Source organism: Streptosporangium amethystogenes subsp. fukuiense (assembly GCF_042665875.1).
In the GTDB taxonomy this organism is placed as follows: domain Bacteria; phylum Actinomycetota; class Actinomycetes; order Streptosporangiales; family Streptosporangiaceae; genus Streptosporangium; species Streptosporangium fukuiense.
In genome coordinates, this window is sequence record NZ_JBHTEE010000001.1 from 327879 (window position 1) to 352469 (window position 24591).

At 69.9% G+C, this 24591-nt stretch carries 25 protein-coding genes; 17 read left to right on the forward strand and 8 right to left on the reverse strand.

What is annotated here, in order from left to right; genetic code table 11:
- The first annotated feature begins 174 nt into the window (after positions 1-174).
- The 3 genes from ACFQVD_RS01475 (at position 175) to ACFQVD_RS01485 (ending at position 2796) form a co-directional block, all read left to right on the forward strand.
- Entirely contained in the window at positions 175-474 is a 300-nt protein-coding gene (locus ACFQVD_RS01475; protein WP_030914836.1) for a DUF4193 domain-containing protein, read from the forward strand.
- 83 nt (positions 475-557) lie between these two features.
- Complete coding sequence (locus ACFQVD_RS01480) at positions 558-1364, forward strand: hypothetical protein (RefSeq protein ID WP_364153153.1); 807 nt, start codon at positions 558-560, stop codon at positions 1362-1364.
- A 55-nt stretch (positions 1365-1419) separates the two neighbouring features.
- Positions 1420-2796: an alpha,alpha-trehalose-phosphate synthase (UDP-forming) gene (locus tag ACFQVD_RS01485; RefSeq protein WP_343967596.1), complete on the forward strand. Its 1377-nt coding sequence runs from the start codon at positions 1420-1422 to the stop codon at positions 2794-2796.
- Between the two features lie 46 nt (positions 2797-2842).
- Here ACFQVD_RS01485 and ACFQVD_RS01490 read toward each other — a convergent pair whose 3' ends face one another.
- Entirely contained in the window at positions 2843-3139 is a 297-nt protein-coding gene (locus ACFQVD_RS01490; protein WP_343967594.1) for a DUF4235 domain-containing protein, read from the reverse strand.
- Between the two features lie 82 nt (positions 3140-3221).
- Between ACFQVD_RS01490 and valS the strand changes: the two genes are divergently transcribed.
- The 7 genes from valS (at position 3222) to ACFQVD_RS01525 (ending at position 10352) form a co-directional block, all read left to right on the forward strand.
- On the forward strand, positions 3222-5804 hold the full coding sequence (gene valS, locus ACFQVD_RS01495; RefSeq protein WP_343967592.1) for a valine--tRNA ligase: 2583 nt from the start codon (positions 3222-3224) through the stop codon (positions 5802-5804).
- Positions 5805-6230: 426 nt separating this feature from the next.
- Positions 6231-7394, forward strand: coding sequence for an AI-2E family transporter (locus tag ACFQVD_RS01500; RefSeq protein ID WP_343967590.1), 1164 nt, complete (start codon positions 6231-6233; stop codon positions 7392-7394).
- A gap of 11 nt (positions 7395-7405) precedes the next feature.
- Positions 7406-7960, forward strand: a complete 555-nt coding sequence (locus ACFQVD_RS01505) for a PaaI family thioesterase (protein ID WP_343967588.1) — start codon at positions 7406-7408, stop codon at positions 7958-7960.
- On the forward strand, positions 7957-8400 hold the full coding sequence (gene dut, locus ACFQVD_RS01510) for a dUTP diphosphatase (protein ID WP_343967586.1): 444 nt from the start codon (positions 7957-7959) through the stop codon (positions 8398-8400). The genes ACFQVD_RS01505 and dut overlap by 4 nt, the downstream gene beginning before the upstream one ends.
- 139 nt (positions 8401-8539) lie before the next feature.
- The gene (locus tag ACFQVD_RS01515; protein WP_343967584.1) at positions 8540-9214 is read left to right on the forward strand and encodes a DUF3710 domain-containing protein; all 675 of its coding nucleotides are present in this window, start codon (positions 8540-8542) and stop codon (positions 9212-9214) included.
- A 49-nt stretch (positions 9215-9263) separates the two neighbouring features.
- Entirely contained in the window at positions 9264-9656 is a 393-nt protein-coding gene (locus tag ACFQVD_RS01520) for an OB-fold nucleic acid binding domain-containing protein (RefSeq protein ID WP_030914810.1), read from the forward strand.
- Between the two features lie 33 nt (positions 9657-9689).
- Positions 9690-10352 carry a DUF3159 domain-containing protein gene (locus ACFQVD_RS01525; protein WP_343967686.1) on the forward strand — a complete coding sequence of 221 codons (663 nt, stop codon included), beginning with the start codon at positions 9690-9692 and terminating at the stop codon, positions 10350-10352.
- An 80-nt stretch (positions 10353-10432) separates the two neighbouring features.
- Here the strand turns inward: ACFQVD_RS01525 and ACFQVD_RS01530 are convergent, their stop codons facing one another.
- Positions 10433-11104: a potassium channel family protein gene (locus tag ACFQVD_RS01530; RefSeq protein WP_030914802.1), complete on the reverse strand. Its 672-nt coding sequence runs from the start codon at positions 11102-11104 to the stop codon at positions 10433-10435.
- Positions 11104-11769, reverse strand: coding sequence for a potassium channel family protein (locus ACFQVD_RS01535; protein WP_343967580.1), 666 nt, complete (start codon positions 11767-11769; stop codon positions 11104-11106). The genes ACFQVD_RS01530 and ACFQVD_RS01535 overlap by 1 nt, the downstream gene beginning before the upstream one ends.
- A 116-nt stretch (positions 11770-11885) precedes the next feature.
- Between ACFQVD_RS01535 and ACFQVD_RS01540 the strand changes: the two genes are divergently transcribed.
- From ACFQVD_RS01540 to ACFQVD_RS01550, 3 genes are all read left to right on the forward strand, one after another.
- Positions 11886-13925, forward strand: a complete 2040-nt coding sequence (locus tag ACFQVD_RS01540) for an APC family permease (RefSeq protein ID WP_343967578.1) — start codon at positions 11886-11888, stop codon at positions 13923-13925.
- 66 nt (positions 13926-13991) lie between these two features.
- Positions 13992-15239 carry a class I SAM-dependent RNA methyltransferase gene (locus tag ACFQVD_RS01545; protein ID WP_343967576.1) on the forward strand — a complete coding sequence of 416 codons (1248 nt, stop codon included), beginning with the start codon at positions 13992-13994 and terminating at the stop codon, positions 15237-15239.
- 881 nt (positions 15240-16120) lie between these two features.
- Positions 16121-16414 (forward strand): hypothetical protein, encoded by a 294-nt coding sequence (locus tag ACFQVD_RS01550; protein ID WP_343967574.1) that lies wholly within the window; start codon positions 16121-16123, stop codon positions 16412-16414.
- Between the two features lie 79 nt (positions 16415-16493).
- Here the strand turns inward: ACFQVD_RS01550 and ACFQVD_RS01555 are convergent, their stop codons facing one another.
- The 3 genes from ACFQVD_RS01555 to ACFQVD_RS01565 form a co-directional block, all read right to left on the reverse strand.
- Positions 16494-16640 (reverse strand): hypothetical protein, encoded by a 147-nt coding sequence (locus tag ACFQVD_RS01555; RefSeq protein WP_343967572.1) that lies wholly within the window; start codon positions 16638-16640, stop codon positions 16494-16496.
- Positions 16641-16643: 3 nt separating this feature from the next.
- Positions 16644-17411, reverse strand: coding sequence for a Clp protease N-terminal domain-containing protein (locus ACFQVD_RS01560; RefSeq protein ID WP_343967570.1), 768 nt, complete (start codon positions 17409-17411; stop codon positions 16644-16646).
- A gap of 66 nt (positions 17412-17477) precedes the next feature.
- Positions 17478-18542 carry a hypothetical protein gene (locus tag ACFQVD_RS01565; RefSeq protein WP_343967568.1) on the reverse strand — a complete coding sequence of 355 codons (1065 nt, stop codon included), beginning with the start codon at positions 18540-18542 and terminating at the stop codon, positions 17478-17480.
- A gap of 148 nt (positions 18543-18690) precedes the next feature.
- Here ACFQVD_RS01565 and ACFQVD_RS01570 point away from each other — a divergent pair, with 148 nt between their 5' ends.
- The 3 genes from ACFQVD_RS01570 (at position 18691) to ACFQVD_RS01580 (ending at position 21844) form a co-directional block, all read left to right on the forward strand.
- Positions 18691-19614, forward strand: a complete 924-nt coding sequence (locus ACFQVD_RS01570) for an LLM class F420-dependent oxidoreductase (protein WP_343967566.1) — start codon at positions 18691-18693, stop codon at positions 19612-19614.
- A 250-nt stretch (positions 19615-19864) separates the two neighbouring features.
- A complete protein-coding gene (locus ACFQVD_RS01575; RefSeq protein ID WP_343967564.1) occupies positions 19865-21274 on the forward strand; it encodes a sugar porter family MFS transporter in 1410 nt (469 codons plus the stop codon).
- 156 nt (positions 21275-21430) lie between these two features.
- Entirely contained in the window at positions 21431-21844 is a 414-nt protein-coding gene (locus tag ACFQVD_RS01580) for an SRPBCC family protein (protein ID WP_343967562.1), read from the forward strand.
- On the opposite strand, the gene ACFQVD_RS01585 is transcribed toward ACFQVD_RS01580, so the two are convergent.
- Together ACFQVD_RS01585 and ACFQVD_RS01590 are read right to left on the reverse strand one after the other, a co-directional pair.
- Positions 21822-22352, reverse strand: coding sequence for a DUF1707 SHOCT-like domain-containing protein (locus ACFQVD_RS01585; protein ID WP_343967560.1), 531 nt, complete (start codon positions 22350-22352; stop codon positions 21822-21824). The two genes, ACFQVD_RS01580 and ACFQVD_RS01585, sit on opposite strands and share 23 nt — an antisense overlap.
- A gap of 7 nt (positions 22353-22359) precedes the next feature.
- Positions 22360-23121, reverse strand: a complete 762-nt coding sequence (locus tag ACFQVD_RS01590) for a PadR family transcriptional regulator (protein ID WP_343967557.1) — start codon at positions 23119-23121, stop codon at positions 22360-22362.
- 698 nt (positions 23122-23819) lie between these two features.
- On the opposite strand from ACFQVD_RS01590, the gene ACFQVD_RS01595 reads away from it, so the two are divergent.
- Positions 23820-24548: a metal-dependent hydrolase gene (locus ACFQVD_RS01595; RefSeq protein ID WP_343967555.1), complete on the forward strand. Its 729-nt coding sequence runs from the start codon at positions 23820-23822 to the stop codon at positions 24546-24548.
- The last annotated feature ends 43 nt before the right edge of the window (positions 24549-24591 follow it).

Sequence of the window (24591 nt, forward strand, 5' to 3'; positions counted from 1 at the left end):
GCTAACCGTGGCCATTGGCAGTACGTCCCTCACGTGTAGGGAGGTTCAGTGACCATTCCGGCAGGGTACCGAAGCAGGAATCTCGTCGGCAGATCGGGCACAAGTCGTGCCTCTCGAACGTTACACACGCGCGAGTGAGCGCACACAGATAGATGAGGGGGATGGAGCAGACCGATGGCTACCGATTACGACAGCCCACGCAAGACCGACGACGACCTCAGTGAGGACAGTCTTCAGGAACTGCAGGCCCGCCGTACCGACAAGTCCTCGGGCAGCATCGACATCGACGAGACGGATCTCGCCGAGTCGCTCGAACTGCCGGGCGCGGACCTGTCGAACGAGGAGCTCTCGCTCCGGGTGATTCCTCGTCAGGCCGACGAGTTCACCTGCGCGCGTTGCTTCTTGGTGCACCACCGCAGTCAGCTCGCCGTTGAGAAGAACGGTCAGCAGATATGCCGGGAATGCGCGGCTTGACGATAATTCCGATGGCCTGTTCGGGGTGTGCTCTTCCAGCCATGGGATAGGGGCCCAGGACAGCCTTGAGGAGGTTCCGAGACATGACGTCAGAGAACAGGCAGACCGATGCGGCGCCGGACGACTCCACTGCCGGGGAGTCGTCCGACGCGTCTGATCGGGAAGTAGCCGAGATCGTCGGCCGGCTCGCGGAGCCGGGTGACATGGATGGGGCCGAGCGGCGAAAGCTGCTCGGCCGCCTCACGAAAGCACTGACCCGGAGAGCCGGGAAGGCCAGGGAGCCGGGGGCGGGCCGGGGCCGCTGGCTGACCGACGCGTTCATGGCCGTGGCGCCCCGCATTCCCATCCGGGACCTGCACACCCTCTCCGAGCACCACCACGGCCTCACCGCCGAGGCGCTGGCGGACGACCTGGTGCGCACCGCGGCCAAGGCCACCATGACGGTCGGAGCCATCGGCGGGGCCGTCGCCGCGGCCGAGTTCGCCACTCCTCCCCTTCTGCTCTCCGCCCCCGCCCAGCTGGTGGCCGAGACCCTCGTCGTCGCCGCGATCGAGGTCAAGCTCATCGCGGAGCTCCACGAGGTGTACGGGATGCAGGTGCCCGGCAACGGTTCCCAGCGGGCCATGGCCTTCGCGGCGGCCTGGTCCAGACAGCGCGGTGTCGACCCCATGTCCCCCGGAACGATGACCGTCGCGCTCGGCGCCGCCACCAAGACCGCCCTGCGCAACAGGCTGATGCGCACTCTCGGACGCCACCTCACCACCCTGGGTCCCTTTCTCACCGGCGCTGTGGCGGGAGGGGTCCTCAACCGCGCCGCCACGAAGAAACTCGGCGAGATGGTACGGAGTGATCTGCGGGTTCATCATGCCCTTCCGCCTGGAAAGCCATAGAAACTCCTCAAACGGGTAGTTAATTCAGTAAGCCCCCGACTACCTGGAGGAATCTGTGCCGGGCCGCAGTACGTTTGTGATCGTCGCCAATCGCCTCCCCGTCGACCGGGTGGGGGAGGACATGTGGCGGCGCAGCCCCGGCGGCCTCGTGACCGCGATCGCCCCGGTCCTGCAGCGCAGGGAAGGGGCCTGGATCGGCTGGCACGGGGCCCCCGGCGAACGGCTCGAACCCTTTGAGCACGACGGCATGCAGCTCGTCCCCGTCCCGCTGTTCGAGCACGAGGTCGAGCTCTACTACGAGGGTTTCTCCAACGCCACACTCTGGCCCCTCTACCACGACGTGGTCGCCACCCCCGTCTACTCGCGTGTCACCTGGGACGCCTACCGTGCGGTCAACGAGCGCTTCGCCCAGGCCGCCGCCGAGGAGGCCGCGGAGAACGCGGTCGTGTGGGTCCAGGACTACCAGCTCCAGCTGGTCCCGGCCATGCTGCGCAAGCTCCGCCCCGACCTGCGCATTGGTTTCTTCCTGCACATCCCCTTCCCGCCGATAGAGCTGTTCGTCCAGCTCCCGTGGCGGCGCGAGATCCTGGAGGGACTGCTCGGCGCGGACATGGTCGGTTTCCAGCGCCCCGGCGGCGCCTCCAACTTCATCCGGCTCTGCCGCCACCTGCTCGGCCTCCAGCACCACAAGCACGAGATCTACGTGGACGGCCGGGTGGTGCGCGCCGGGGCGTTCCCCATCTCCGTCGACTTCGGCGAGCTCGACTCGCTGGTCCGCGAGCCGCACATCATCTCCAGGGCCAGGGAGATCCGCAGGGAACTGGGCGATCCCGAGTGCATACTGCTCGGCGTCGACAGGCTCGACTACACCAAGGGCATCGGCCAGCGTCTGAAGGCGTTCGGGGAACTGCTCGCGGAGAAAACGATCAAACCGGGCGAGGCGGTGTTCGTGCAGATCGCCACGCCGAGCCGGGAGCGGGTCGAGGAGTACATGCGGCTGCGCGACTCGATCGAGCTCCAGGTCGGCCGGATCAACGGCGAGCAGGGAGAGCTCGGGCAGCAGCCCGTGCAGTACATGCACCAGTCGTACGGCCGTGACGAGCTCGCCGCGCTCTATCTCGCGGCGGACGTGATGATGGTCACGCCGTTGCGTGACGGGATGAACCTGGTCGCCAAGGAGTACGTCGCCTGCCGCAACGACCTGGGCGGCGCGCTGGTGCTCAGCGAGTTCGCCGGGGCGGCCGACGAACTGCGTCAGGCGTTCATGGTCAATCCCTACGACGTCGACGGCCTCAAGCGGATCATGCTGACCGCGATGCGGGCGACTCCGCACGACCTGTCGCGCCGGATGCGCTCGCTACGCCGGAGGGTGTCCACCTATGACGTGGACCGCTGGGCGAAGGAGTTTCTCACCTCGCTCGAGTCGTCCTGACCCATGTCCTCCCCGGCCCCGGCGGGGCCGGGGCGTTCGGCGGCCGTCAGCCGGTGACGTCCTTGGCCGCCCCCTTCAGGGACTTCCACGCGTCATAGCGCCTCCTGGCGCTGCGGGCGACCACGATCTGCGCCACCTGCATGCCGACCCCCATCACCACGGCGTAGCCGATCGCCTCGCCGAGGCTGATGTCCGGCGACTCACTGTCGGCGGGCGGCTTCTTGCCGGTGCTCTTCTCCCAGGCGAACCCGATGACCTTCTTGGCGCTCCAGGCGGTGATGAGGCCGAGCAGGCCACCGATGGCTCGCCACGCCATGTCCTGCTTCTCGCTCTTGTCGGCCATGTGGTCCTCCCGTTTTCTGTCCGCATCAAGAACACTAGTCTCCCCGAGCGTCGCATCGCGTGAAGCCATACCATAGGGAGGCATGACACAACAGCGACCGCGCCCTGCGCCCATGCCCGAGAAGCCGACTCTCGATGGCCTGGAAGCCGTATGGTCGGGCCGCTGGGAGACCGAGGGGACCTACCGTTTCGACAGGTCGCGCACGCGTGGGGAGATCTACTCGATCGACACCCCGCCGCCGACCGTCTCCGGTTCCCTCCACGTCGGCCACGTCTTCTCCTATACCCACACCGACACCGTCGCCCGCTTCCAGCGCATGCGCGGCCGCGAGGTCTTCTACCCCATGGGCTGGGACGACAACGGCCTGCCCACCGAGCGCCGGGTGCAGAACCACTTCGGCGTGCGCTGCGACCCCTCCATCGCCTACGACCCCTCGTTCGAGCCCCCCGCCAAACCCGATCCCAAACGGCAGATCCCGATCTCGCGCGGAAACTTCATCGAGCTGTGTGAGCGGCTCACCGTCGAGGACGAGAAGGTGTTCGAGGAGCTCTGGCGCCGTCTGGGCCTGTCGGTCGACTGGTCGCTGACGTACGCCACCATCGGCGACGCCGCGCGGACCGCGTCCCAGCGTGCCTTCCTGCGCAACCTGGCCAGGGGGGAGGCGTACATGGCCCAGGCGCCCACGCTGTGGGACGTCACCTTCCGCACCGCCGTCGCCCAGGCCGAGCTGGAGGACCGGGAGTGGCCCGGCGCCTTCCACCGGCTGGGCTTCAGCCTGTCCGAGGAGCAGCGGGCCAGGGGGTTCGGTGACCGGGTCTGGATCGAGACGACCCGCCCCGAGCTGCTGCCCGCCTGCGTCGCGCTCGTTGCCCACCCGGACGACGAACGCTACCGGCAGCTGTTCGGCACCACGGTCAGGACACCGCTGTTCGGTGTCGAGGTGCCGGTTCTCGCCCACCACCTGGCCGAGCCGGACAAGGGCTCGGGCATCGCGATGATCTGCACCTTCGGCGACGTGACCGACGTCGTCTGGTGGCGCGAGCTCGACCTGCCCACCCGCGCCGTCATCGGCTGGGACGGCAGGCTGCTGCCGGACGCGCCCGAGGGCGTGCCGGGGGAGCCGTACGCGGAGTTGGCGGGCAGGACCGTGCACGGCGCCCGCGAGCGGATCGTGGAGCTGCTGCGCGCGTCGGGCGACATGGAGGGCGAGCCCCGCGCCGTGCGGCGCGCGGTGAAGTTCTACGAGAAGGGCGACCGGCCCCTGGAGATCGTCACCACCCGCCAGTGGTACATCCGCAACGGCGGACGCGACCTCGCCCTGCGCGACGCGCTCCTGGCGCGCGGCGCGGAGCTGTCCTGGCACCCGCCGCACATGCGGGTCCGCTACGACAGCTGGGTGCAGGGCCTGGCGGGCGACTGGCTGATCTCCCGGCAGCGGTTCTTCGGCGTGCCCATCCCGGTGTGGTACCCGCTGGACGGCGAGGGCGAGCCCGACCGCTCCGCGCCGATCGTGCCGCCCGAGTCCGCGCTGCCGATCGATCCCTCCGCCGACGTCCCGTCCGGCTACACCGAGGACCAGCGGGGCAAGGCGGGCGGCTTCATCGGGGACCCCGACGTCATGGACACCTGGGCCACCTCCTCGCTGACGCCGCAGATCGCGGGGGGCTGGGAGCGGGACCGGGACCTGTTCGAGCGGGTCTTCCCGATGGACCTGCGCCCGCAGGCCCACGAGATCATCCGGACCTGGCTGTTCTCCACCGTGGTCCGTGCCCATCTGGAGCAGGGCACCCTGCCCTGGAGCCACGTCGCGATCTCCGGGTGGATCCTCGACCCCGACCGCAAGAAGATGTCCAAGTCCCAGGGCAACGTGGTCACCCCGCTCGGCCTGCTGGAGCAGTACGGCTCCGACGCGGTCCGCTACTGGGCGGCCGGCGGCCGTCCCGGCACCGACACGGCATTCGACACCGGTCAGATCAAGGTCGGCCGCCGGCTGGCCATCAAGATCCTGAACGCCTCCAGATTCGTCCTGAACCTGGGCGAGGGGGGCGGGGAGGTCACCGAGCCGATCGACCTGTCGATGCTGGCCCGGCTGTCGGAGGTGGTCCACGAGACCACCGAGGCCTTCGAGGGCTACGACTACACCCGCGCGCTGGAGCGGACCGAGCGGTTCTTCTGGGAGTTCTGCGACGACTACCTGGAGCTGGTCAAGGCCAGGGCCTACGACGACGCGAACACCGCGCACGAAAATGACGGGAGTGGTGGGAACGGTGGGAGCACTGCGGCGCGCTCGGCGCACGCGGCGCTGCGGGAGGCGCTCGACGTCATGCTCCGGTTGTTCGCCCCGTTCCTGCCTTTCGTCACCGAGGAGGTCTGGTCCTGGTGGCGTGAGGGCTCGGTGCACCGGGCGGCCTGGCCCCAGGCGCGTGAGCGGGGAGGCGATCCCGAGCTGTTGCCCGTGGTGGCCGCCGTCCTCGGCCGGGTCCGCAAGGCCAAGTCCGACGCCCGCCTCTCCATGCGCGCGGAGGTCTCCCGGCTGATCGTCACCGGCGCCGGGACCGACCTCGTGCGCCGGGCGCAGGACGACCTGTGCGGTGCGGGCGTCATCGACGAGTTCGTGCTCCAGGAGGGCGAGGGGGACCTGGTGGTGGAGGTCGTCCTCACCTGACCCCGGGCGCACGCGAATCTGTCCTCGCCGTCGGGGAATCCTGTCGTACGGTCAAGGCAGCAGGACAGGTGAGAGGAGGACAGGCATGCCGCCAGGATGTGGCAACTGCAGCTGCTACCTCGAAGACAGGGTGATCTCCCGCCCGCCGGATGAGCGCTGACCTCAGCCGGGTGAGTGCCTGCCCCTGACCGGGCGGGCGCTGATCCCGGTCGGCCGGGCGTCGGCCCCGGCGGGTCGGCGCCCGGACCCGACAGGGCGGGCGTCCGGCCCGGTGGGCCGACGCCCGGCCCCGAAGCGGGTGGGTCTCCGCCTCCGTCACCGCCGGTGGGCGCATCCACGGCGGCGTCGTACGGCCGGGCCGCCGCTTTCCATGTCCCTGCGACAACCCTCGCGCATTTCTCTTCCCGGCATGACAGTCTGGAACGTGTGACATCAGATCGGGAGCGCCTGACGAACCTGGTACCTCGCACGGTGTTGCGCCTCGCGATGTGGAGCCTCTGCCTGATCATCATCGGCTGGGCCGTCTTCTACTTCGCCCAGTTCATCGCGACGTTGCACATCGTGATACTGCCGGTGGCCATCGCGCTCCTGCTGACCGCGCTGCTGTTCCCGGTCACCAGGCGGCTTCGCGCGATGGGCATGCGGCCCATCTACGCCACCTGGGTCACCATGATCGTCGCGCTCGCGGTGCTCGGCGGCACCGGCTGGATCATCGGGGCGCGTGCCAACGAGGAGTTCCCCGGCCTCGTCGACCAGGTGCGCCGGACGGCCAAGGACGTGGAGAACTGGCTCTACACCGGGCCCCTGCATCTGCAGCCGACCCAGATCAGCAGCTGGGTCGACGAGATCGGCAAGCAGATGACCAACCAGCGCAACGAGATCACCCAGACGGTCCTCACCGGCGCCACGGTGGCGCTGGAGGTGCTGGCCTCCATCGTGCTGCTGCTGTTCGTGACCTTCTTCATGCTCAAGGACGGCGACCGGATCTGGTCGTGGTTCCTGAAGGGGTTCGGCGGGGTCGCGCCGCGCGTCGACAGGGCCGGGCGGACCGCCTGGGTGACGCTCTCGCACTACGTGCAGGGCACGGTCGCGGTGGCCGCCGTGCACGGCGTGGTCATGGGCATCGTGCTCGCCGGGATGGGGGTGCCGCTCTGGGCGGCGCTCGCGGTGCTGATCTTCCTGGCCAGCTTCATCCCCATCGTCGGCATCTTCTTCGCCGGTGCCGTGGCCACCCTGGTCACCCTCGGCGCCAAGGGGCCGATCTACGCTCTGATCTTCATCGGCATCCTGATCGTGGAGCAGCAGCTGGAGAACCACGTGCTCCAGCCGCTGATCGTCGGCAGGGTGCTCCACTTCCACCCGCTGGCGATCATCCTGGTGCTGGCCGTGGGCGGCATCCTGGCGGGTATCGCCGGGGCCGCGGTGGCGGTGCCGGTGGCCGCCGTGATCTACCGGGCGCTGCCCGAGCTCAGCAGTGACGAACCGCTCGCCCTGCCACCGGCCTCGCCGCATCCCGACCCGGGCGGGGCGGAACCGGCGGCGGAAGCGGGAAAGCCGGTGGATGAGGAATCACCGCAGCCCAGGGGGTAACGTTCTGCTCCGTGACTCGTTCCGCCTTGACCACCCCTCCGCCAGACGCCGTCCTTCCACGGCCGCTCCCCGGCGGGCCCGCCCCCGGCGCCACCCTCGGTTCCCACTACAGCGGCTGTTTCGGCTGCGGTGAGGACCACCCGACGGGCCTGCGGCTGACCGCCGTCACCCCTGACGGGGTCACGGTGGTCGCCACGTTCACCGTGGGAACGGCGCACCAGGGGGCGCCGGGCCTGGCGCACGGCGGCGTGCTCGCCACGGCGATGGACGAGGTCATCGGCATGCTGGTCTGGCTCTTCCAGCGCCCCTACGTCACCGCGAGGCTGGAGACCGACTATCTCGCCCCGGTTCCGGTCGGTACCGTCCTGCATATGCGCGCCTGGTGCAACGGCATGTCGGGCAGGAAGGCGTACCTTGAGGCTGAGGGCCGGATCGGTTCCCCGGACGGCCCGGTCGCCGTGCGGGCCGCAGCGCTCTTCATCGAGGTGGGCATGGAGCACTTCGCCGAACACGGCGACGCCCAGGCGATCATCGACGAGCATCACGAGTACGAGGTGAACCCGTGACCCACACCGTCGAGGTGCTGATCCACCGGCTCGACGCCGACCTGCCGCCGCCGTCGTACGCCCACCCGGGTGACGCGGGCGCCGACCTGCACGCCGCCGAGGACGTCGAACTCCTCCCCGGAGAGCGGGCCGCGGTCGGCACCGGGCTGGCGATCGCGCTGCCCGATGGGTACGCCGCGTTCGTCCACCCGCGCTCGGGCCTGGCCACCAGGTACGGTGTGACGCTCGTCAACGCGCCCGGCACCGTGGACGCGGGGTACCGGGGCGAGATCAGAGTGACGCTGCTCAACACCGACACCAAGGACACCGTGCGGTTGCGCAGGGGGGACCGGATCGCGCAGCTGGTGATCCAGAAGGTGGAGAGGGCGGTGTTCTACGAGGCGGACCGGTTGCCCGGATCGGTGCGAGGCGCGGACGGGTTCGGGTCCACGGGCCGCTGACAGGGAGTGACTCCGACGAGGTGAGGGAGGTGGCGGACGATGATCCGGAACCTGGGCGCACCCTCGGCCCCGGAGGCCACCCGCCGCCGTATCCGGCGGGGGATGAGTTACCAGCGAAACTTCAAGGAGTGTGAGGAAAATGTTCCGACGTCGCCGTCGTGAGGAGTCCCCGGCCGCCAAGGCCGCGGTGGACGAGACCCCGCAGGTCCCGGCGCGGGAGTCGGGCCCGTGGGACGCCGACGAGCCCTACCCCGAGCGTGAGCGGGTCGACCTCGGAGGCATGCGCCTGCCGGTCGGTCCCGGTTTCGAGGTCCAGCTCAACCTGGCCGGCGACCAGATCGTCGGTGCGGTGGTCCTGTTCAACGAGAGTGCTCTGCAGGTGCACGCCTTCGCGGCGCCCAAGCGGAGCGGGATCTGGGACGAGGTCAGGGCCGAGCTGGCCGAGGGGGTGAAGAGCGCCGGAGGCACCGCGGAGGAGCGGGAGGGGGCGTTCGGCGTCGAGCTGGCCGCCAGGATCCCCGCCGAGGGCGTCGAGCAGCCGGTCCGCTATATCGGGGTGGACGGGCCGCGCTGGTTCCTGCGCGCGGTGATCAGCGGGCGCGCCGCACAGGACGCCGAGGTCGCCGCGACGCTGGAGGATGTCGTCCGGGACATAGTCGTGGTACGCGGTGACGAGCCGATGGCCCCCAAGGAGGCGATCGAGCTCCGGCTGCCCCCCGAGGCCAGGCAGGCCGTGGAGCAGCAGGCCGCCGGGGGCAGGAGGCCCGACCTGGACCCGTTCGACCGGGGACCGGAGATCGCGGAGATCCGCTGAGAGGCCGGATCGCGTACGCTGATTCGACTCGTACGTGAAGGAGAGGTCCGTGGGTTCTCAGGAACCGCATAAACAGAGCGGTCTGCGAGGCTTCTTTCGCCGGCTGACCGCCGGTCAGGCCGAGCTGGAGGCCGACGAGCTTCAGCAGGACCTAGACCGCCAAGGCGCCACGCCCATCGTCTCGTGTGGCGGGCGCCGACGCTTCTGCGTGAGCGGTACCCTGCGGACGGTGACGTTGCGCCCTCGCGGGGGCGCTCCCGCGCTGGAGGCGGAGCTCTACGACGGTTCCGATGTGATCGATCTGATCTGGCTGGGCCGCAGGAAGATCGCGGGCATCGAACCTGGCCGCCTGGTGCTGGCCGAAGGGCTGGTCAGCATTCAGGATGGGCGCAAAGTCATGTTCAACCCCAGATACGAGCTGCGCCCGGCAGGCGGTGCGTGAGCGATCGATGACCACGGAACGGTGAGCGAGAAGATGACCTCCACCGGCGAGACCGCCGCGCACGACACGGTCGAGGCCGCGATCCGCAGTCAGCTTGCCAAGGCGTTCGGCGGGGTGCGGGGCGTCATCGAGGCCGCCGTGCCCACCATCGCCTTCACCGGCATGTGGATCGCCACCTCCGATCTGAAGCGCTCCCTGATCGTCAGCATCTCGGCCGCGGTGCTGCTGCTCGTCGTGCGGCTGGTGCAACGCTCGACGCCGCAGTTCGTGATCAACAGCCTGATCGGCATCGGCATCGGCGCGTTCTTCGCCTCCCGCACCGGCCAGGCGGAGGACGTCTTCCTGCCCGGCATCCTCTACAACGCCGGCTACTCCGTGGTGATGCTGCTGTCCATCGTCACCCGATGGCCGGTGGTGGGGTTCCTCATCGGGTCCGTCACCGGTGACCCGACCGCGTGGCGCGCGGATCCGGCCGTGGTGAGGCTGTGCACCAGGCTCACCTGGCTGCTGATGATCCCGTGCGTGGTCCGGGTGGCGGTGCAGCTCCCCGTCTACCTGATCGGCAGGGACGACGCGGTCGCCGAGCTGGGCATCCTCAAGATCGCGATGGGCTGGCCGCTCCAGGTCGCGGCGCTCGCCGCCATGGTGTGGCTTCTGGCCCGTGGCCGGACCCCGGTGCGGCCCGCGGCCTCCTGAGCGACAGCCCGCTCCGCCGTCCCCTGGCGGGCACCTCTGAGAGGGCTTCGGACCGTCATACCGCTCCGAAGCCCCTCCGCTCAGCGCGGCGCGCGGTGCGGGGAGAGGAGTTCGGCCAGCTCCTCCTCGACCTCCTGGCTGGCCACGAACATCAGTTCGTCGCCGGCCTCCAGCGGGTCGTCGGCGGTGGGTACCAGCACCCGGCCCTCGCGCAGGATCGCGACCAGGGCGGTGTCGTTCGGCCACGGCACCGAGCCCGCGCGGTGGCCGACGACCGGTGCGTCCTCGGGCAGGGTGAGCTCGACCAGGTTGGCCTGGCCCTGGCGGAAGGTCATCAGGCGCACCAGGTCGCCGACGCTGACCGCCTCCTCGACCAGCGCGCTCAGCAGGCGCGGGGTCGAGACGGCCACGTCGACGCCCCACGACTCGTTGAACAGCCACTCGTTCTTGGGGTGGTTGATCCTGGCGACCACGCGCGGCACGCCGTACTCCGTCTTGGCGAGCAGCGACACCACGAGGTTGACCTTGTCGTCACCGCTGGCCGCGACGACCACGTGGCAGTCGGCCAGGCCGGCCTCGTCCAGCGAGGAGATCTCGCAGGCGTCGGCGAGCAGCCACTCCGCCCGCGGCACCGTGTCGATCTTGATGGCCTTGGGGTCGATGTCGATGAGCAGGACCTCGTGGCCGTTCTCCAGGAGTTCGGCGGCGATCGACCGGCCGACCGCTCCCGCGCCGGCGATGGTGACGCGCATCAGTGCCCCTCCTCCGGTGCCGCGGACAGCACCTTGTTGATGCGGTCCATGTCCGCCTCGGCCGCCATGACGTGCAGCACGTCCCCCTCCTGCACCACCGAGTCGTTCTTGGGCAGCAGGGTCTCACCGATCCGGTTGATGAACGCCAGGCGGGTTCCCGCGGCCTCCTCCAGCCTCCGCGCCGGGGCGCCGATCCAGCCGGGGTGGTAGGCCACCTCGATCAGCACCACGCGCCCGCTGGGGTCGCGCCAGAGCGGCTCGGCACCCTCGGGCAGGACGCGGCGCAGGATCTGGTCGGCGGTCCAGCGGACCGTGGCCACCGTGGGGATGCCCAGCCGCTGGTAGACCTCGGCGCGCCGGGAGTCGTAGATCCTGGCCACGACGTTGTCCACGCCGAACGTCTCGCGGGCGACCCTGGCGGAGATGATGTTCGAGTTGTCGCCACTGCTCACCGCCACGTAGGCGCCCGCGGCCTCGATGCCCGCCTCTTCCAGGACATCCCGGTCGAAGCCGATCCCGGTGACCCTGCGACCCCGGAACCCGGCCCGCAGGCGGCGAAACGCCTGCGGGTCACGGTCGATGATCGCGACCGAGTGGCCGCTGTCCTCGAGAATGTGCGCCAGAGTCGAACCAACCCGGCCACACCCCATGATCACGATATGCATGCTCCCCCGCCGGTCGCTGTGAGGCGGATCTTGTTCCCGATGTATTCAGCCAGTATGGCGCCCCCCGGGAGCGCCGCGTGAGTGGAGCCGGGTAATAACGACTAGCATCAGCAGACGTGTCGAAGGTGACGGACCTTGTCAAACGCCTTTTCATCGGGCGTGCGCTACGCAGCACACAGTTACACGAGCAGCTGCTTCCCAAGCGCATCGCACTGCCTGTTTTCGCGAGTGACGCGCTCTCCTCGGTGGCCTACGCCCCGCAGGAGATCCTCGTCATCCTCTCGCTGGCCGGAGTCTCCTTCTACCACTTCAGTCCCTGGGTCGCCGTCGCCGTCGTGGTGGTGATGCTCACCGTCGTCGCCTCGTACCGGCAGAACGTGCACGCCTACCCCAGCGGGGGCGGCGACTACGAGGTCGCCACGGTCAACCTCGGCCCGAACGCCGGTCTGACCGTCGCCAGTGCCCTGATGGTCGACTACGTGCTGACCGTCGCGGTGTCGGTCGCCAACGGCGTCGACTACGTGGGGGCCACCATCCCCTATGTCGCCCAGCACAAGCCGCTGGTCGCGATCCTCATCGTCATCGTGCTGACACTGGTGAACCTGCGCGGCATCCGGGAGTCCGGCGCGGCCTTCGCGATCCCCACCTACGCCTTCATGTTCGCCGTCCTCGGCCTGATCATGTGGGGAGGCTTCCGGGTGTTCGTCCTCGGCGACGAACTGCGCGCGCCCACCGCCGGATACGAGATCGTCGCCGAGCAGTCCGACCTGACCTCCTTCGCGGCGGCCTTCCTGATCCTGCGCGCGTTCTCCTCCGGCTGCGCCGCGCTTACCGGTGTCGAGGCGATCAGTAACGGCGTGCCCGCCTTCCGCAAGCCCAAGAGCAGGAACGCCGCGAACACGCTGCTGATGATGGGCCTGGTCTCGGTGACGATGTTCGTCGGCATCATCTCTCTCGGCCTGGCCTCGGGGGTCAAGGTCGCCGACCCGGCCGTCGCCTTCCGGGACGTGCTCATCGACGGGCGGCCCGCCGGACCCGGCTACTACCAGCAGCCGATCATCTCCCAGGTCGCCGACGCGGTCTTCGGAAACGGCTCGCTGCCCTTCTTCGTCATCTCGGCCGTCACCGCGCTGATCCTGTTCCTCGCCGCCAACACCGCCTTCAACGGCTTTCCCGTGCTCGGTTCGATCCTGGCCCAGGACCGCTACCTGCCCCGCCAGCTGCACACCCGGGGCGACCGGCTCGCCTTCTCCAACGGCATCGTGATCCTCGCCGCCGGGGCCTGCCTGCTGCTGTGGGGCTTCGAGGCCGACGTCAGCCGCCTGCTCAACCTCTACATCCTGGGCGTCTTCGTGTCGTTCACGCTGAGCCAGATCGGCATGGTCCGGCACTGGAGCCGGCGTCTGAGAACCGAGACCGACCCGAAGGTCCGCCACCAGATGTACCGTTCGCGGACCATCAACTTCTTCGGCGGCGTCATGACCGGCCTGGTCCTGCTGGTCGTGCTGTTCACCAAGTTCACCCACGGGGCGTGGATCGTCTGTGTGGCCATGCCGGTGCTGTTCCTGATGATGAAGGGCATCCACCGCCACTACGAGAACGTGTCCCGCGAGCTCGCCGTCGACGAGTCGGCGGTGGACGAGTCGATACTGCCCGCGCGCAACCACGCCATCGTCCTGGTCTCCAAGATCCACAAGCCGACCCTGCGTGCCCTCGCCTACGCCCGCGCCACCCGCCCCTCCAAGCTTGAGGCGATCACCGTGGGCGTGGAGGGCGCGGAGGCCAGAGAGCTGCAGGAGGAGTGGGAGCGGCGCGGCATCCCGGTGCCGCTGAAGACGCTCGACTCGCCCTACCGCGAGATCACCCGGCCGATCCTGGAGTACGTCAAGTCGCTGCGCCGCCGCTCTCCCCGCGACGTGGTGAGCGTCTACATCCCCGAGTACGTCGTCGGCCACTGGTGGGAGCACATCCTGCACAACCAGAGCGCGCTGCGCCTGAAGACCCGCCTGATCTTCCAGCCCGGTGTGATGGTCATCAGCGTGCCCTGGCAGCTGCACTCCTCCGACCGGCTCAAGGGCCGCCCAGAGCCCCTCGCCCCGGGGGCCTCCCGCCGCCCGCGACAGGAGGCGGCCCGGGACGAGGACGTCAAGGCATAACCTTGCACATGCGCTCCTGACCGCAAGGAGGCTCGACCGACGACGAATTCTCTGGGGGCAACGGCCATGGCGATCGAACTGACGGTGGGACCGGTTGCGCACGGTGGCTGGTGTGTCGCACGCCATGACGGCCGGGTCGTCTTCGTGCGGCACGCGCTGCCCGGCGAGCGCGTCATGGCCGAGATCACCGAGGAGACCTCCCGGTTCCTGCGGGCCGACGCCGTCGAGATCCTGGAGTCCTCCGCCGACCGGGTGAGTCCGCCGTGCCCGTTCGCCGGGCCCGGCCGCTGCGGTGGCTGCGACTGGCAGCACGCCTCCCTCGACGCCCAGCGCCGGCTGAAGGCCGACGTGGTGGCCGAGCAGCTCAAGCGTCTGGGCGGAATCGACTGGAAGGGCGTCGTCGAGGAGGTCCCGGGTGCCCCCGACGGTCTCGGCTGGCGCACCCGCGTCCAGTTCGCCGTCGACCGCGAGGGCGGGCTGGGCCTGCGCCGCCACCGCTCCCACGACATCGAGCCGGTGGACGCCTGCCTGATCGCCCACCCCGAGGTCGAGAACGTCGGCGCCGAGGTGATGAACTGGCGCAACGCCTCCTCGGTCGAGGTCATCGCCTCCTCCACCGGCGACCAGGCGGTCGTGGTCGCCCCCAGGCCCCGGCGCACGGTGGCCGTACCCGATCTCGACACGAGCGTGGCCGTCTTCGTCGACGAGGGCAAGGGCCGCAGTCGGGTCGTCCACGGCCGCAACCATCTCGTCGAGCGCGTCGGTGAGCGCGACTTCCAGGTCACCGGCAGCGGTTTCTGGCAGGTCCACCCCGGCGCCGCCGCCACCCTGCTCGACGCGGTCCTGAAGTTCGCCGCACCGCGGCCCGGCGAGTGGGCCCTCGACCTCTACTGCGGCGTCGGCCTGTTCGCCGCCGGACTCGCCGAGGCGGTCGGCCCCGAGGGGGCCGTGTTCGGCGTCGAGTCCGAGTCCGTCGCCGTCCGCGACGCGGAGCGTAACCTCCGTGACCTCCCCCAGGCGCGCTTCGCCAGGGGACGGGTGGAGAACGCCCTCGACCGCTTCGGCATCGAGCGCGCGGACCTGGTCGTCGTCGACCCGCCCCGGGCGGGTCTGGGCCGCGACGTCGTCGACCGGGTGACCACGCTTGAGGCCACTCGGATCGTGTACGTCTCCTGTGACCCGGCCACCCTGGCCCGCGACCTCGCCTGGTTCGCCGAGAGCGGCTACCGCCTCGCCGACCTGCGCGCCTTCGACGCCTTCCCGATGACCCACCACGTGGAGTGTGTGGCGCTGCTGGTCAGCGGGTCGATCTAGGCTCTGACCCGCTGTTATGCAACACGTCATGGTTCAGTGGGGGTCAGCGTTTTCCAAGATCATGACGCATGTGTGACGCATGATCTTGGAACGTCTCGCCGCTACGGCAAGTAGACAAGAGACCCGGACCGATACAGGCCAGGGGGGCCGCAACGGCGACACCCGGTAGGTCCCCGTACGGCCGTGCAGGGGGTCGCCCTAGCCTCGCGGCCGGGCAGAGGCCCCCGCTCCACCGCGGGGGCCTCTCGTCGTTCCAGCTGGATCTCCGCCGCGTCCCCAGGAAGCACCTCAACGCCTCCGTCGGCCCGCTCGGCCACTAGGGAACCCCACACCCGCACCGAGGTCCGGCTCCGCCCTCTCGGCGGCCGTGGGGGCCGCGTGAAGATGCCTGTCCTCCGCTCCATCGCCACCACCGTCGGTCCCGCACGTGCGAGAGCCCCGGTCCGCCTTGGGTTCACGTGGCTGCGGACAGGCACGGTCAGGGCAACGTACGGCCGGTCCGTGGCCTACTCCTCGGAGTCGACCCATCGCTCCGAATGCGAACGCACGCTCGTTACCAAGCACAGACACGGAGGAGGACGTATACGTGCACGTCTCATGATCCTAGGTGTGATCACCTTGGGGTCGATGGTCGGGTGGGCCGGAACCGCGCTTGCCTGGGCCGGCCCAACGTGATCATCTCAGCCTGGCTGAGGACACATGAAAGAGCGCCCCGCCTGCCCTCCGCGAGGAGGAGCGAGGCGCTCGCGTGTTCAGGCCGGGCGAAATAGCCTCGACGAACGCACCATCCGGCCGAAATATGGAGAACCGGTATCTCCTCAGGCCCGGTAGCCGGTGCTCATCTGAAGGTGTTCTCCTTCCCGGATGTGAGGGGTCCCACGATGAAGATCCGCCGGTTACATTCCGTTGTACTCGCCGTGGCGCTGGGCGCCGGTGTCCTGGCCGGTACCGCACCCGCCTTCGCCGCCACCCAGACCGGTGCGGCCGTGACCGCCGGGGGCTGGCCGACACCGGACTGGTACCGGCAGGGCCCCTACCAGACCCTGGCCGCCTGCGAGCTCGCCTTCGATGACGCCGCGCAGAGCGGTCTGTACACCGGGCTCGTCGGCTGTTACTGGGTCAGCAGGAGTGGCCCTTATCTGGCGGGCTTCTACTACGAGGTGTACATCCCCTGAGCTTCGACAGGTGTGACGGGCGAGCCCCAGGCCGCACACTCAGGCCTTGGCGGCTTTCCACAGGCGCATCCACGCCGCGTCACAACCTGCCGGCGACCACACCTGTGACCACACCTGTGACCACACCCGTGACCGCATCCGAGCCCATGCCCACGAGTACGCCGACGAGGACGCCCACGGCCAGGCGTGTGATCACAGCTGCGACCACGTGCACGGCCGCGCTCACCGGCTACGCCTCGTCCGGGAGGCCGAGGTGTTCCTCCAGCCGTTCGAGCCTGCGCAGGACGGGACGGAGCTCCTCGCGTACGGCCGCCGACAGTGCGCTCGCCGCGTCGGCGGGCGGGGCCGGGACGGCGGAGGCGGCCTGGGTCTGCGCGCGCAGGTGGACATAGCCGGCGAGGGCCGCCGAGACCGCGCGGCGGGTCAGCCGGTGCTCGGCGCCCAGCTCCCGCAGGACATGCCCGGCAGCTCCCTCCGGTTCGGCGATCAGCCCGAGAAGCAGGTGTTCGCAGCCGATGTAGTTGTGGCCGAGCGAGGTGGCCTCGGTGACGGTCATCTCCAGGGCCGCCGCCGCGGGTGCCCCGAAGGCGAGTTCGGCCTCGCCGCCGGTCGCGGCCGGGGCATCGACGCCCGGCCGGTCCAGCCGGCGCCGCACCTCCTCGGGGTCGATCTCCAGGGCGCCCAGGACCTGGAGCGCTAGGTTGCCCCCCTCGGCGAGCATGCCGCCGAGCAGGTGCTCGGTGCCGACCTCGGCCGCGCCCAGGGCCCGGGCCTGCTCCACCGACAGCTTGATCACGGACCGGGCCCGCGGGGTGAAGTGGGGGAAGCGCGCCGCCAGGTCGTCGAGGTCGGGGGCGCTGAGCGCCGTCTCGCGGATGGAGGTGACCCGCCGTACGGCCTGTTCCAGTGCCCGCTGGCACACGGCGGAGACCGGCACACCGGCTTTCCTGACCGCCTCGGCCAGTTCGTCCGGCAGGTAGACGTTGATCTTCGGCATCGCATCTTCCTCTGGGGGTTATGGAAGGGTTATAACCCATAGATAACCCCAGAGGGGGGTGATTGTCTAGCGTGCCGCGCCGGTGAGGAACCGGGTGATGCCGGGAGCGAGGGCCGCACCCCTGGCGGAGAGCCAGGCCAGGTTGTTGCGGCTGGTGAAGGCGGCGAGCCTGCGGGCGTCGAGCCGGGTGAGGTCGCCGGACCTGGCCAGCACGGGGGTCAGGGCGATCCGGTTCCAGGCGGCGCTCTCCCCCAGGGAGCGGGCTATCTGCGGGTGCGCGGCGCGGACGGCGGAGGCGATCGGGTGCAGGCGGCTCCCGGAACCGGGGGAGGTGCCAACGGGGGCGAGCAGGTTGACGGTGGCGATCTCGACGCCTTCCGCCCGGGTGGCCCGGAGCAACTCCTGGTCGCCGAGGGTCAGGCCGGTCCCGGTGACCGGGAGGGTGAAGCTGACCGTGAGGGGGCGGCCCTCGTGGGCGGCCTGCCGCTGCAGGGTCGCGATCGCCCTGGCGCGCCGCCGCACGGCGGCGTCACCGGCCGGGGCGTGGACCTCGAAGTCGATGTACCTGGCGTCGAAGGCGTCGATCGCCCGGCGGTAGGCGGCGGTGAGCCGGCCGAGGTCCGCGCAGGCGGTGGCGAGTTCGCGTCCGGCGGGGCCACCGAAGGCGAGGCCCGCGTCCCCGCCGGCGGCGCGCAGGGGGCCGAGCCGGTTGGCGACCGGATTGCGTCTCTGCCCCTGGAGTCCGCCCCACCTGGGGACGCAGCCGCTGCGCCCGGCCGTGAGGTGGCCGAGCGTGAACCAGCGCACGCGGCTCTTCCTGGCCGCCTTGGAGAGGTTGAAGCGCGGTTCGTGGACCGCGTCCACGAACGCCACGAAGCCCGACGGGCGGACGACGGCCGGTGTGGGCGCCGGCTCGGCCGCGGGCCGGGGGGCGGTCCCCGAGGGCGGCGCGCCCGCCCCGGCACGCCTGCCGACGACGGCCCACTCGCCCTGTGCCCTGGGGGGCAGCAACCAGATCGCGCCACCGGTTCCCGCGGCGAGCGCGATGGAGGCGAGCACCACGAGAGGCCGGGGCGGGGTGCCGGGCTCGCGGGCCCGGCGAGTGTCCGGACGGTCGGTCGCCACGGGCATGTGATCCCCCTTCCTCAACGACAGGGGTGATCACTTTGAGTGTCGGACCCGCTACCCGTTGCGTCGAAGGGCAGAACGTTAGCAAGCGTTCCGGCTGCGGCGTGGGCTTTCTGCGGATGCCGTCCGGAGTGCCCGGATAATGGTCGTCATGAAGTTGAGGATCTTCACAGAACCGCAGCAGGGTGCCACCTACGACGAGCTGCTGATGGTCGCGCTGGCCGCGGAGCGGCTGGGGTTCGACGCCTTCTTCCGTTCCGACCACTACATGCGGATCGGGGCGGGCGACCCCGGCGTCGGCTCCACCGATGCCTGGACGACCCTGGCGGGCCTGGCCAGGGACACCTCCACGATTCGCCTGGGCACCCTGGTCACCCCGGCCACCTTTCGGCTGCCGGGGCCGCTGGCGATCAGCGTGGCCCAGGTCGACCAGATGAGCGGCGGCCGGGTCGAGCTGGGCCTGGGCACCGGCTGGTTCGACGCCGAGCACGTCGCGTACGGCATCCCCTTCCCGCCGGTCGGCGAGCGGTTCGGCCGCTTCGAGGAGCAGCTGGAGATCCTGATCGGGCTCTGGACCACACCGGCGGGCGAGACGTTCTCCTTTGAAGGCGCCCACTACCGGTTGGCGGACTCGCCCGCGCTGCCCAAGCCCGCGCAGAGCCCCCGGCCGCCGATCATCATCGGCGGCGTCGGCGCCACGCGCACCCCGCGCCTGGTCGCCAGGTTCGCCGACGAGTACAACGTGCCGTTTCGTACCCTGGACGACACCGCGAAGGCCTTTGACCGGGTCGGCAGGGCATGCGAGGCGGAGGGCAGGGAGCCGGTCCTGCTCTCGGTCGCGCAGACCGTCTGTGTCGGCTCCGACGACGCGGAGATCGCGCGGCGGGCCGGGGTCGTCGAGCAGGACCTCGGCGTGCTGCGCGCGACGGGTCTGGCGGGCACCCCCGCCGAGGTGACCGAGAAGATCGGCCGCTTCGCCGAACTGGGCGTCGAGCGGATCTACCTGCAGGTGCTTGACCTGGCCGACCTGGACCATCTGAACCTCATCGCCGAGGAGGTCCTGCCTCACGTGTAGGCCGGGCACCGCGCCCCTCCTCGGGGCGCGGGCGTCGGCGCGCCGCGAGTGCCCCGCGCGAGCGCGAGACGGTTCTCGCCGCTCCGGCACGTCGATTTCCATCTGTGATTTTTCGACAAAGCCCGATGAAGAAGGAGGACATTCTCCGGGTCGCGGCGACCGGTGTCTCCCTCCCGGTCCCTAGTCTTCGAAGACCTGGCGACCGGGCACTGTGGGACGCCGTGCTGCCCGGTTGGGTGAAGGGACCCTCATGACCGGCACCACCCCTTCGGGGGGCCCCGGTGAGAACATCGGGCACGTCGTCTTCATCGCGGCGGCGGCGGCGGTGGGCGGTTTCCTCTTCGGGTACGACAGCGCCGTCGTCAACGGGGCCGTGACCGGAATCCAGCGGTACTTCGAGGTCGGCCCGGTCCAGATCGGTCTCGTCGTGGCGGTCGCGCTGCTGGGTTCGGCGGTGGGGGCGTGGCTCGCCGGAGGGCTGGCCGACCGCTGGGGGCGGACCAGGACGATGCAGGTGGCCGCGAGCCTGTTCGCGGCAAGTTCCGTCGGGCAGGCCCTGCCGCTGGCGATCTGGGACCTGGGCTTCTGGCGGGTGCTCGCCGGAGTCGGCATCGGCATGGCCTCGGTGATCGGCCCCGCCTACATCGCGGAGGTCGCGCCGCCCGCCTACCGGGGACGCCTGGGCTCCTTCCAGCAGCTCGCCATCGTGCTGGGCATCGCCGTCTCCCAGCTGGTCAACTACGTGATCGCGGAGCGGGCCGGGGGCAACGTCAACAACAGGCTGCTCGGGTTGGAGGCATGGCAGTGGATGCTCGGCGCCTGCGTGCTCCCCGCCCTGCTCTACCTGCTCTTCGCGACGATCATTCCCGAGTCGCCGCGTTTCCTCATCGCGGTCGGAAAGTCGGCCGCGGCGCGCGAGGTGCTCGCGGAGGTCGAGGGCGAGGAGGGCGACCTGGACGCCCGGATCGCGGAGATCCGGGTCCTGTTGCGCGGCGAGCACCGGCCCCGCCTGCGTGACCTGCGCGGTCCCCGGCTCGGGTTGCTGCCGATCGTCTGGGTCGGCATCCTGCTCTCCGTCTTCCAGCAGTTCGTCGGTATCAACGTCATCTTCTACTACTCGGCGTCGCTGTGGCAGTCGGTCGGCATCAACCAGAGCGACTCGCTGTTGATCAGTTTCTCCACCTCGATCATCAACATCGTCGGCACGTTCGTCGCCATCGCGCTGGTCGACAGGATCGGCCGCAGGCCGCTGTTGCTGATCGGCTCGGCGGGCATGGCGATGGCGCTCGCGACCGCCGCGTGGGCGTTCGGCGCGGGGCTCCAGAGCGGTGGCGCCGTCAGGCTGCCCGCGGCACAGGGGGCGATCGCGCTGGTCGCCGCGAACGTCTTCGTGCTGTTCTACGCGCTGTCGTGGGGTGTGGTGGTCTGGGTGCTGTTGGGGGAGATCTTCCCCAACCGGATCAGGGCGATCGCGCTCTCGGTGGCCGCCGCCGCCCAGTGGCTGGCCAACTGGCTGATCACCGTCTCCTTCCCCGCGCTGTCCGCGTGGAACCTGTCGGGGGCCTACATGGGGTATGCCTGCTTCGCCGCGCTCTCCTTCGTCTTCGTGCTGTTCAAGGTGAGGGAGAGCAAGGGGCGCAGGCTCGAGGAGATGGGTTAGCCCCGCGCCGCCCCGGGAGGGCGGGTGGTGCGGTGGCTTCGGAACCCCCACCCGGCGAACTGATTTTAGCCTAGCGCTTGCTCAAGCCACCTGGTGCGTGCACGCTGATGGCGAGCGACGGGAGGGGCGGAGATGCCACAGGTGACGATCAGTACGGTGATCAACGCATCGGCCGACGACGTGTGGGCGCTGATCAGGGACTTCGAGCACATGGACGGCTGGTTCGACGGGATACCCCCGGCCGTCATCGAGGACGGCCGGGCCTCCACCGAGGTGGGCTGCGTCCGGCGGATCGAGGTCGACGGCCAGGTCATGGTCCGTGAGCGGCTCGTCGCCCTGGACGATGCCGCGCGCAGGCAGGTCTACGCCATCCTCGAGTCCGTCTTCGGCCTGAAGGACTACATCGGGACGATCACCGTGACGCCCGTCACCGACGGGAACCGGGCCTTCGTCGAGTGGACGGGCGTCTTCGAGGCGGACGCGGCCGAGGCTGAGGCGAGCATCGCGATGCTCCGCGACTCCGTCTACCTGCCCGGCCTCCAGGGGCTCAGAACGCGCCTGGAGGGCTGAACCGGCGGGCCCGTGCCCGGGAGTGCCACCGCCTGTGGCGGAGCAGGCCCGACACGGCCACCGCCAGCCAGGCGAGAAGGAGGAACTTCAGCACCCCGGCCCCGGCCATCGCCACTCCCGCCACCAGCAGCAGGATCACCGCGGGAGCGAACAGAGGCCCGCCCCGGCGTCCCGGGTGGTGGTGACTCCAGGCCGCGCGGTGACGGAACCGGGATCCGGGCCGGAACCCGGGACGATGGACGCCCCAGGCGTGCGCGTGCCACCCGCGGTCTCCCGGGTTCCCGGTGTCCTCGAACCTCTCCGGCCCGGGGTCGCGCGGGCCGGGCAGACCGGGCAGGTCCGCGCACACCACGGCGAGGTCGCCGCCCGTCCGAGCGGACAGGGTCAGCTCGAGGCGCTCGTCGAGCTCCTCGCGGGTCAGGCGGCCCTCGGCGTAGTGCTCGCGCAGGGCCTCCATCGCCACGTCACGTTCGGCGTCTCCGATGCGGAGGTCGTCTCGGGGCGTCATCGTCGGGTCACTCCTCGCCGGTGTCGCCGTCGGCCAGGATCTGGTAGAGCTTGCGGCGCGTCTCGGCCAGCGTCTGCTTCGCCTGCCGGATCTGCGACTCGCTGCCGGTCTGCAGGATCTGGAGCATGGCGAACCCCGACTGGCGGGCGGTGTCCATCAGCTCCCAGGTGCTGTCGTCGATGTCGGGCGTCATCTCCTCCCACGGCGCGCGCACCTCCTCGGAGTGCTCGGCCACGTAGGCGCGGCCTGCCTCGGTGAGCTCGAAGGTCTTGCGTCCCTCGTTCTCCTCGGCCAGGACCAGGCCCTCATCGGTGAGCTGCTGCAACGCCGGGTAGACCGCTCCCGGGCTGGGCTTCCAGCCACCCTCGCTGCGCCGCTCGATCTCCTGGATGATCTGGTAACCGTTCCGCGGGGACTCGGTGAGCAGGGCGAGGATCGCCGCGCGGACGTCGCCGCGCTTGGCCTTGCGCCCGCGCCCGAACGGCGGCCCTCCACCGAATGGGCCTCTGCCCCCCCGGCCGCCGCCTCGACCGCCTCTGCCGAAGTCCCAGGGGAACCCGCCGCCGGGGAAGGGGCCGCGGTGCCCGCGATGCCGGTGCTCGTGCGGTCCGCCCTCGTGGTGCTGGTGCGGCCCGTGCTGCGGCCCGCCCTCGTGCCATCCGGCGGCCAGCTGCCGCCGTGCCTCCCTGGCCACGCGCTTCATCTCGCGCCTGACCTCCTGGGGGCCGAAGCCGGCCCAGGGGCCACTCGCCGCGTTCGCTGCCGTCATGTCGTACCTCCATATCGCGATCGTCCTTTGATCGCTCTTGATGGCTCAAAGATATATCGAGAACATTCTGATAGCAACTCTTGTCATGAAATATGCCTCTGCTCTTGGAGGGCGGCCCACGGTCACCACGCGAGTGCTCAGCGTGTAAGTGAGGCAGATCACGTAATTCTTGCCGGATTCTGGAACAAGTACTGAGACCTGCACGTTACAAAGGACGTAGACGGGATTCGTTCCGCGCCGGAAGGGCTGGGGGGTGCTTTCGGCGCGGAACGGTCCCGTCTGTCGTTTCCGCAGGCCGCCGTCTGCTCATCGATCTTTCCCCGCCCGTCTCCGGCCTCCGTGGAGGCGATCCGGAGGGTGCTCGGCGAAGATCCCGGGGTGAGGTCGTCAGGGTGAAGGCGATCTTCCCGGGTGGGTGCTCCGATAGGCCGTCCCCGGCACCGATCGGCGGTTCCATCCGTTCCTCATTCGTAGGAAGATGCCGATGGCAGGCACTTCTCGTGAAGGGACGGGGAGATCGAAGCGGACGAGCGTCGCCCTCGAATGATCCTGGAAGCGGGTGGAGGCGACCGGTGCTCACGTGCCGGGATCCTCTCGCCCACGCGACACGCCGATCGCGCAAAATGGCACGGTCCTCCACCTGGAGGGGTCTTTGCCGTACAGTCTCCCGGCGTGATCTTGATGGTGGTGTCTGAGCGATGATGGGGCATACGCACGCGTTGACGGGCGCGATCGCCTGGCTGGGGGTGGCGCCCGGACTGGCCGCGCTGCCCCTGCTGACCGAGACGTCGAAGTTCATGGAGACCGGCGTCATGGTCAACGCGCTCAACCCGGCCGAGTTCGTCGCCGGGGCCATCATCTGTGCCGGTGCCGCGATGCTGCCCGACCTCGACCACCCGAGCGCGACGATCGCGCAGACGTTCGGGCCGGTCACCTGGGGCCTGAGCAAGGCGGTGTCATGGCTCGCCGGCGGGCACCGCAACGCCACCCACTCGCTCGTGTTCGCGGCCGCCATGGGCTTCGGCGCGCACTACCTGGCCGGCGCCTATCCGATCGGCCGCGACATCCTGGTGGTCCTGCTCATCGGCCTGGCGCTGCGGGCGATCGGGATCGGCATCCCGGGCAAGAAGTTCGCCTCGGCGATGCTCAACGTCGGCATGACGGCGGGGCTGTTCGTGGTGTTCCGCAGCGACGGTGTGGGCTACGCCTGGCTGGGGCTGGCGGTCGCGATCGGATGCCTGACCCACGTCGTGGGTGACTGCTGCACCGAGAAGGGCTGTCCCGTGCTCTGGCCGATGCGGCAGAAATGGCTGCTGCCGTGGAAGATCGGCATCAAGACGGGCCGTGCTTTCGAGCAGAAGTTTCTCGCCCCGGTACTTTCCGTCATCGTTCTCGGACTGTTGTACCTCCGCCTCGTCCCGCAGTGATCATACTGGGGGGTAATTTGATGTCGAGATACCCGGAGGGATA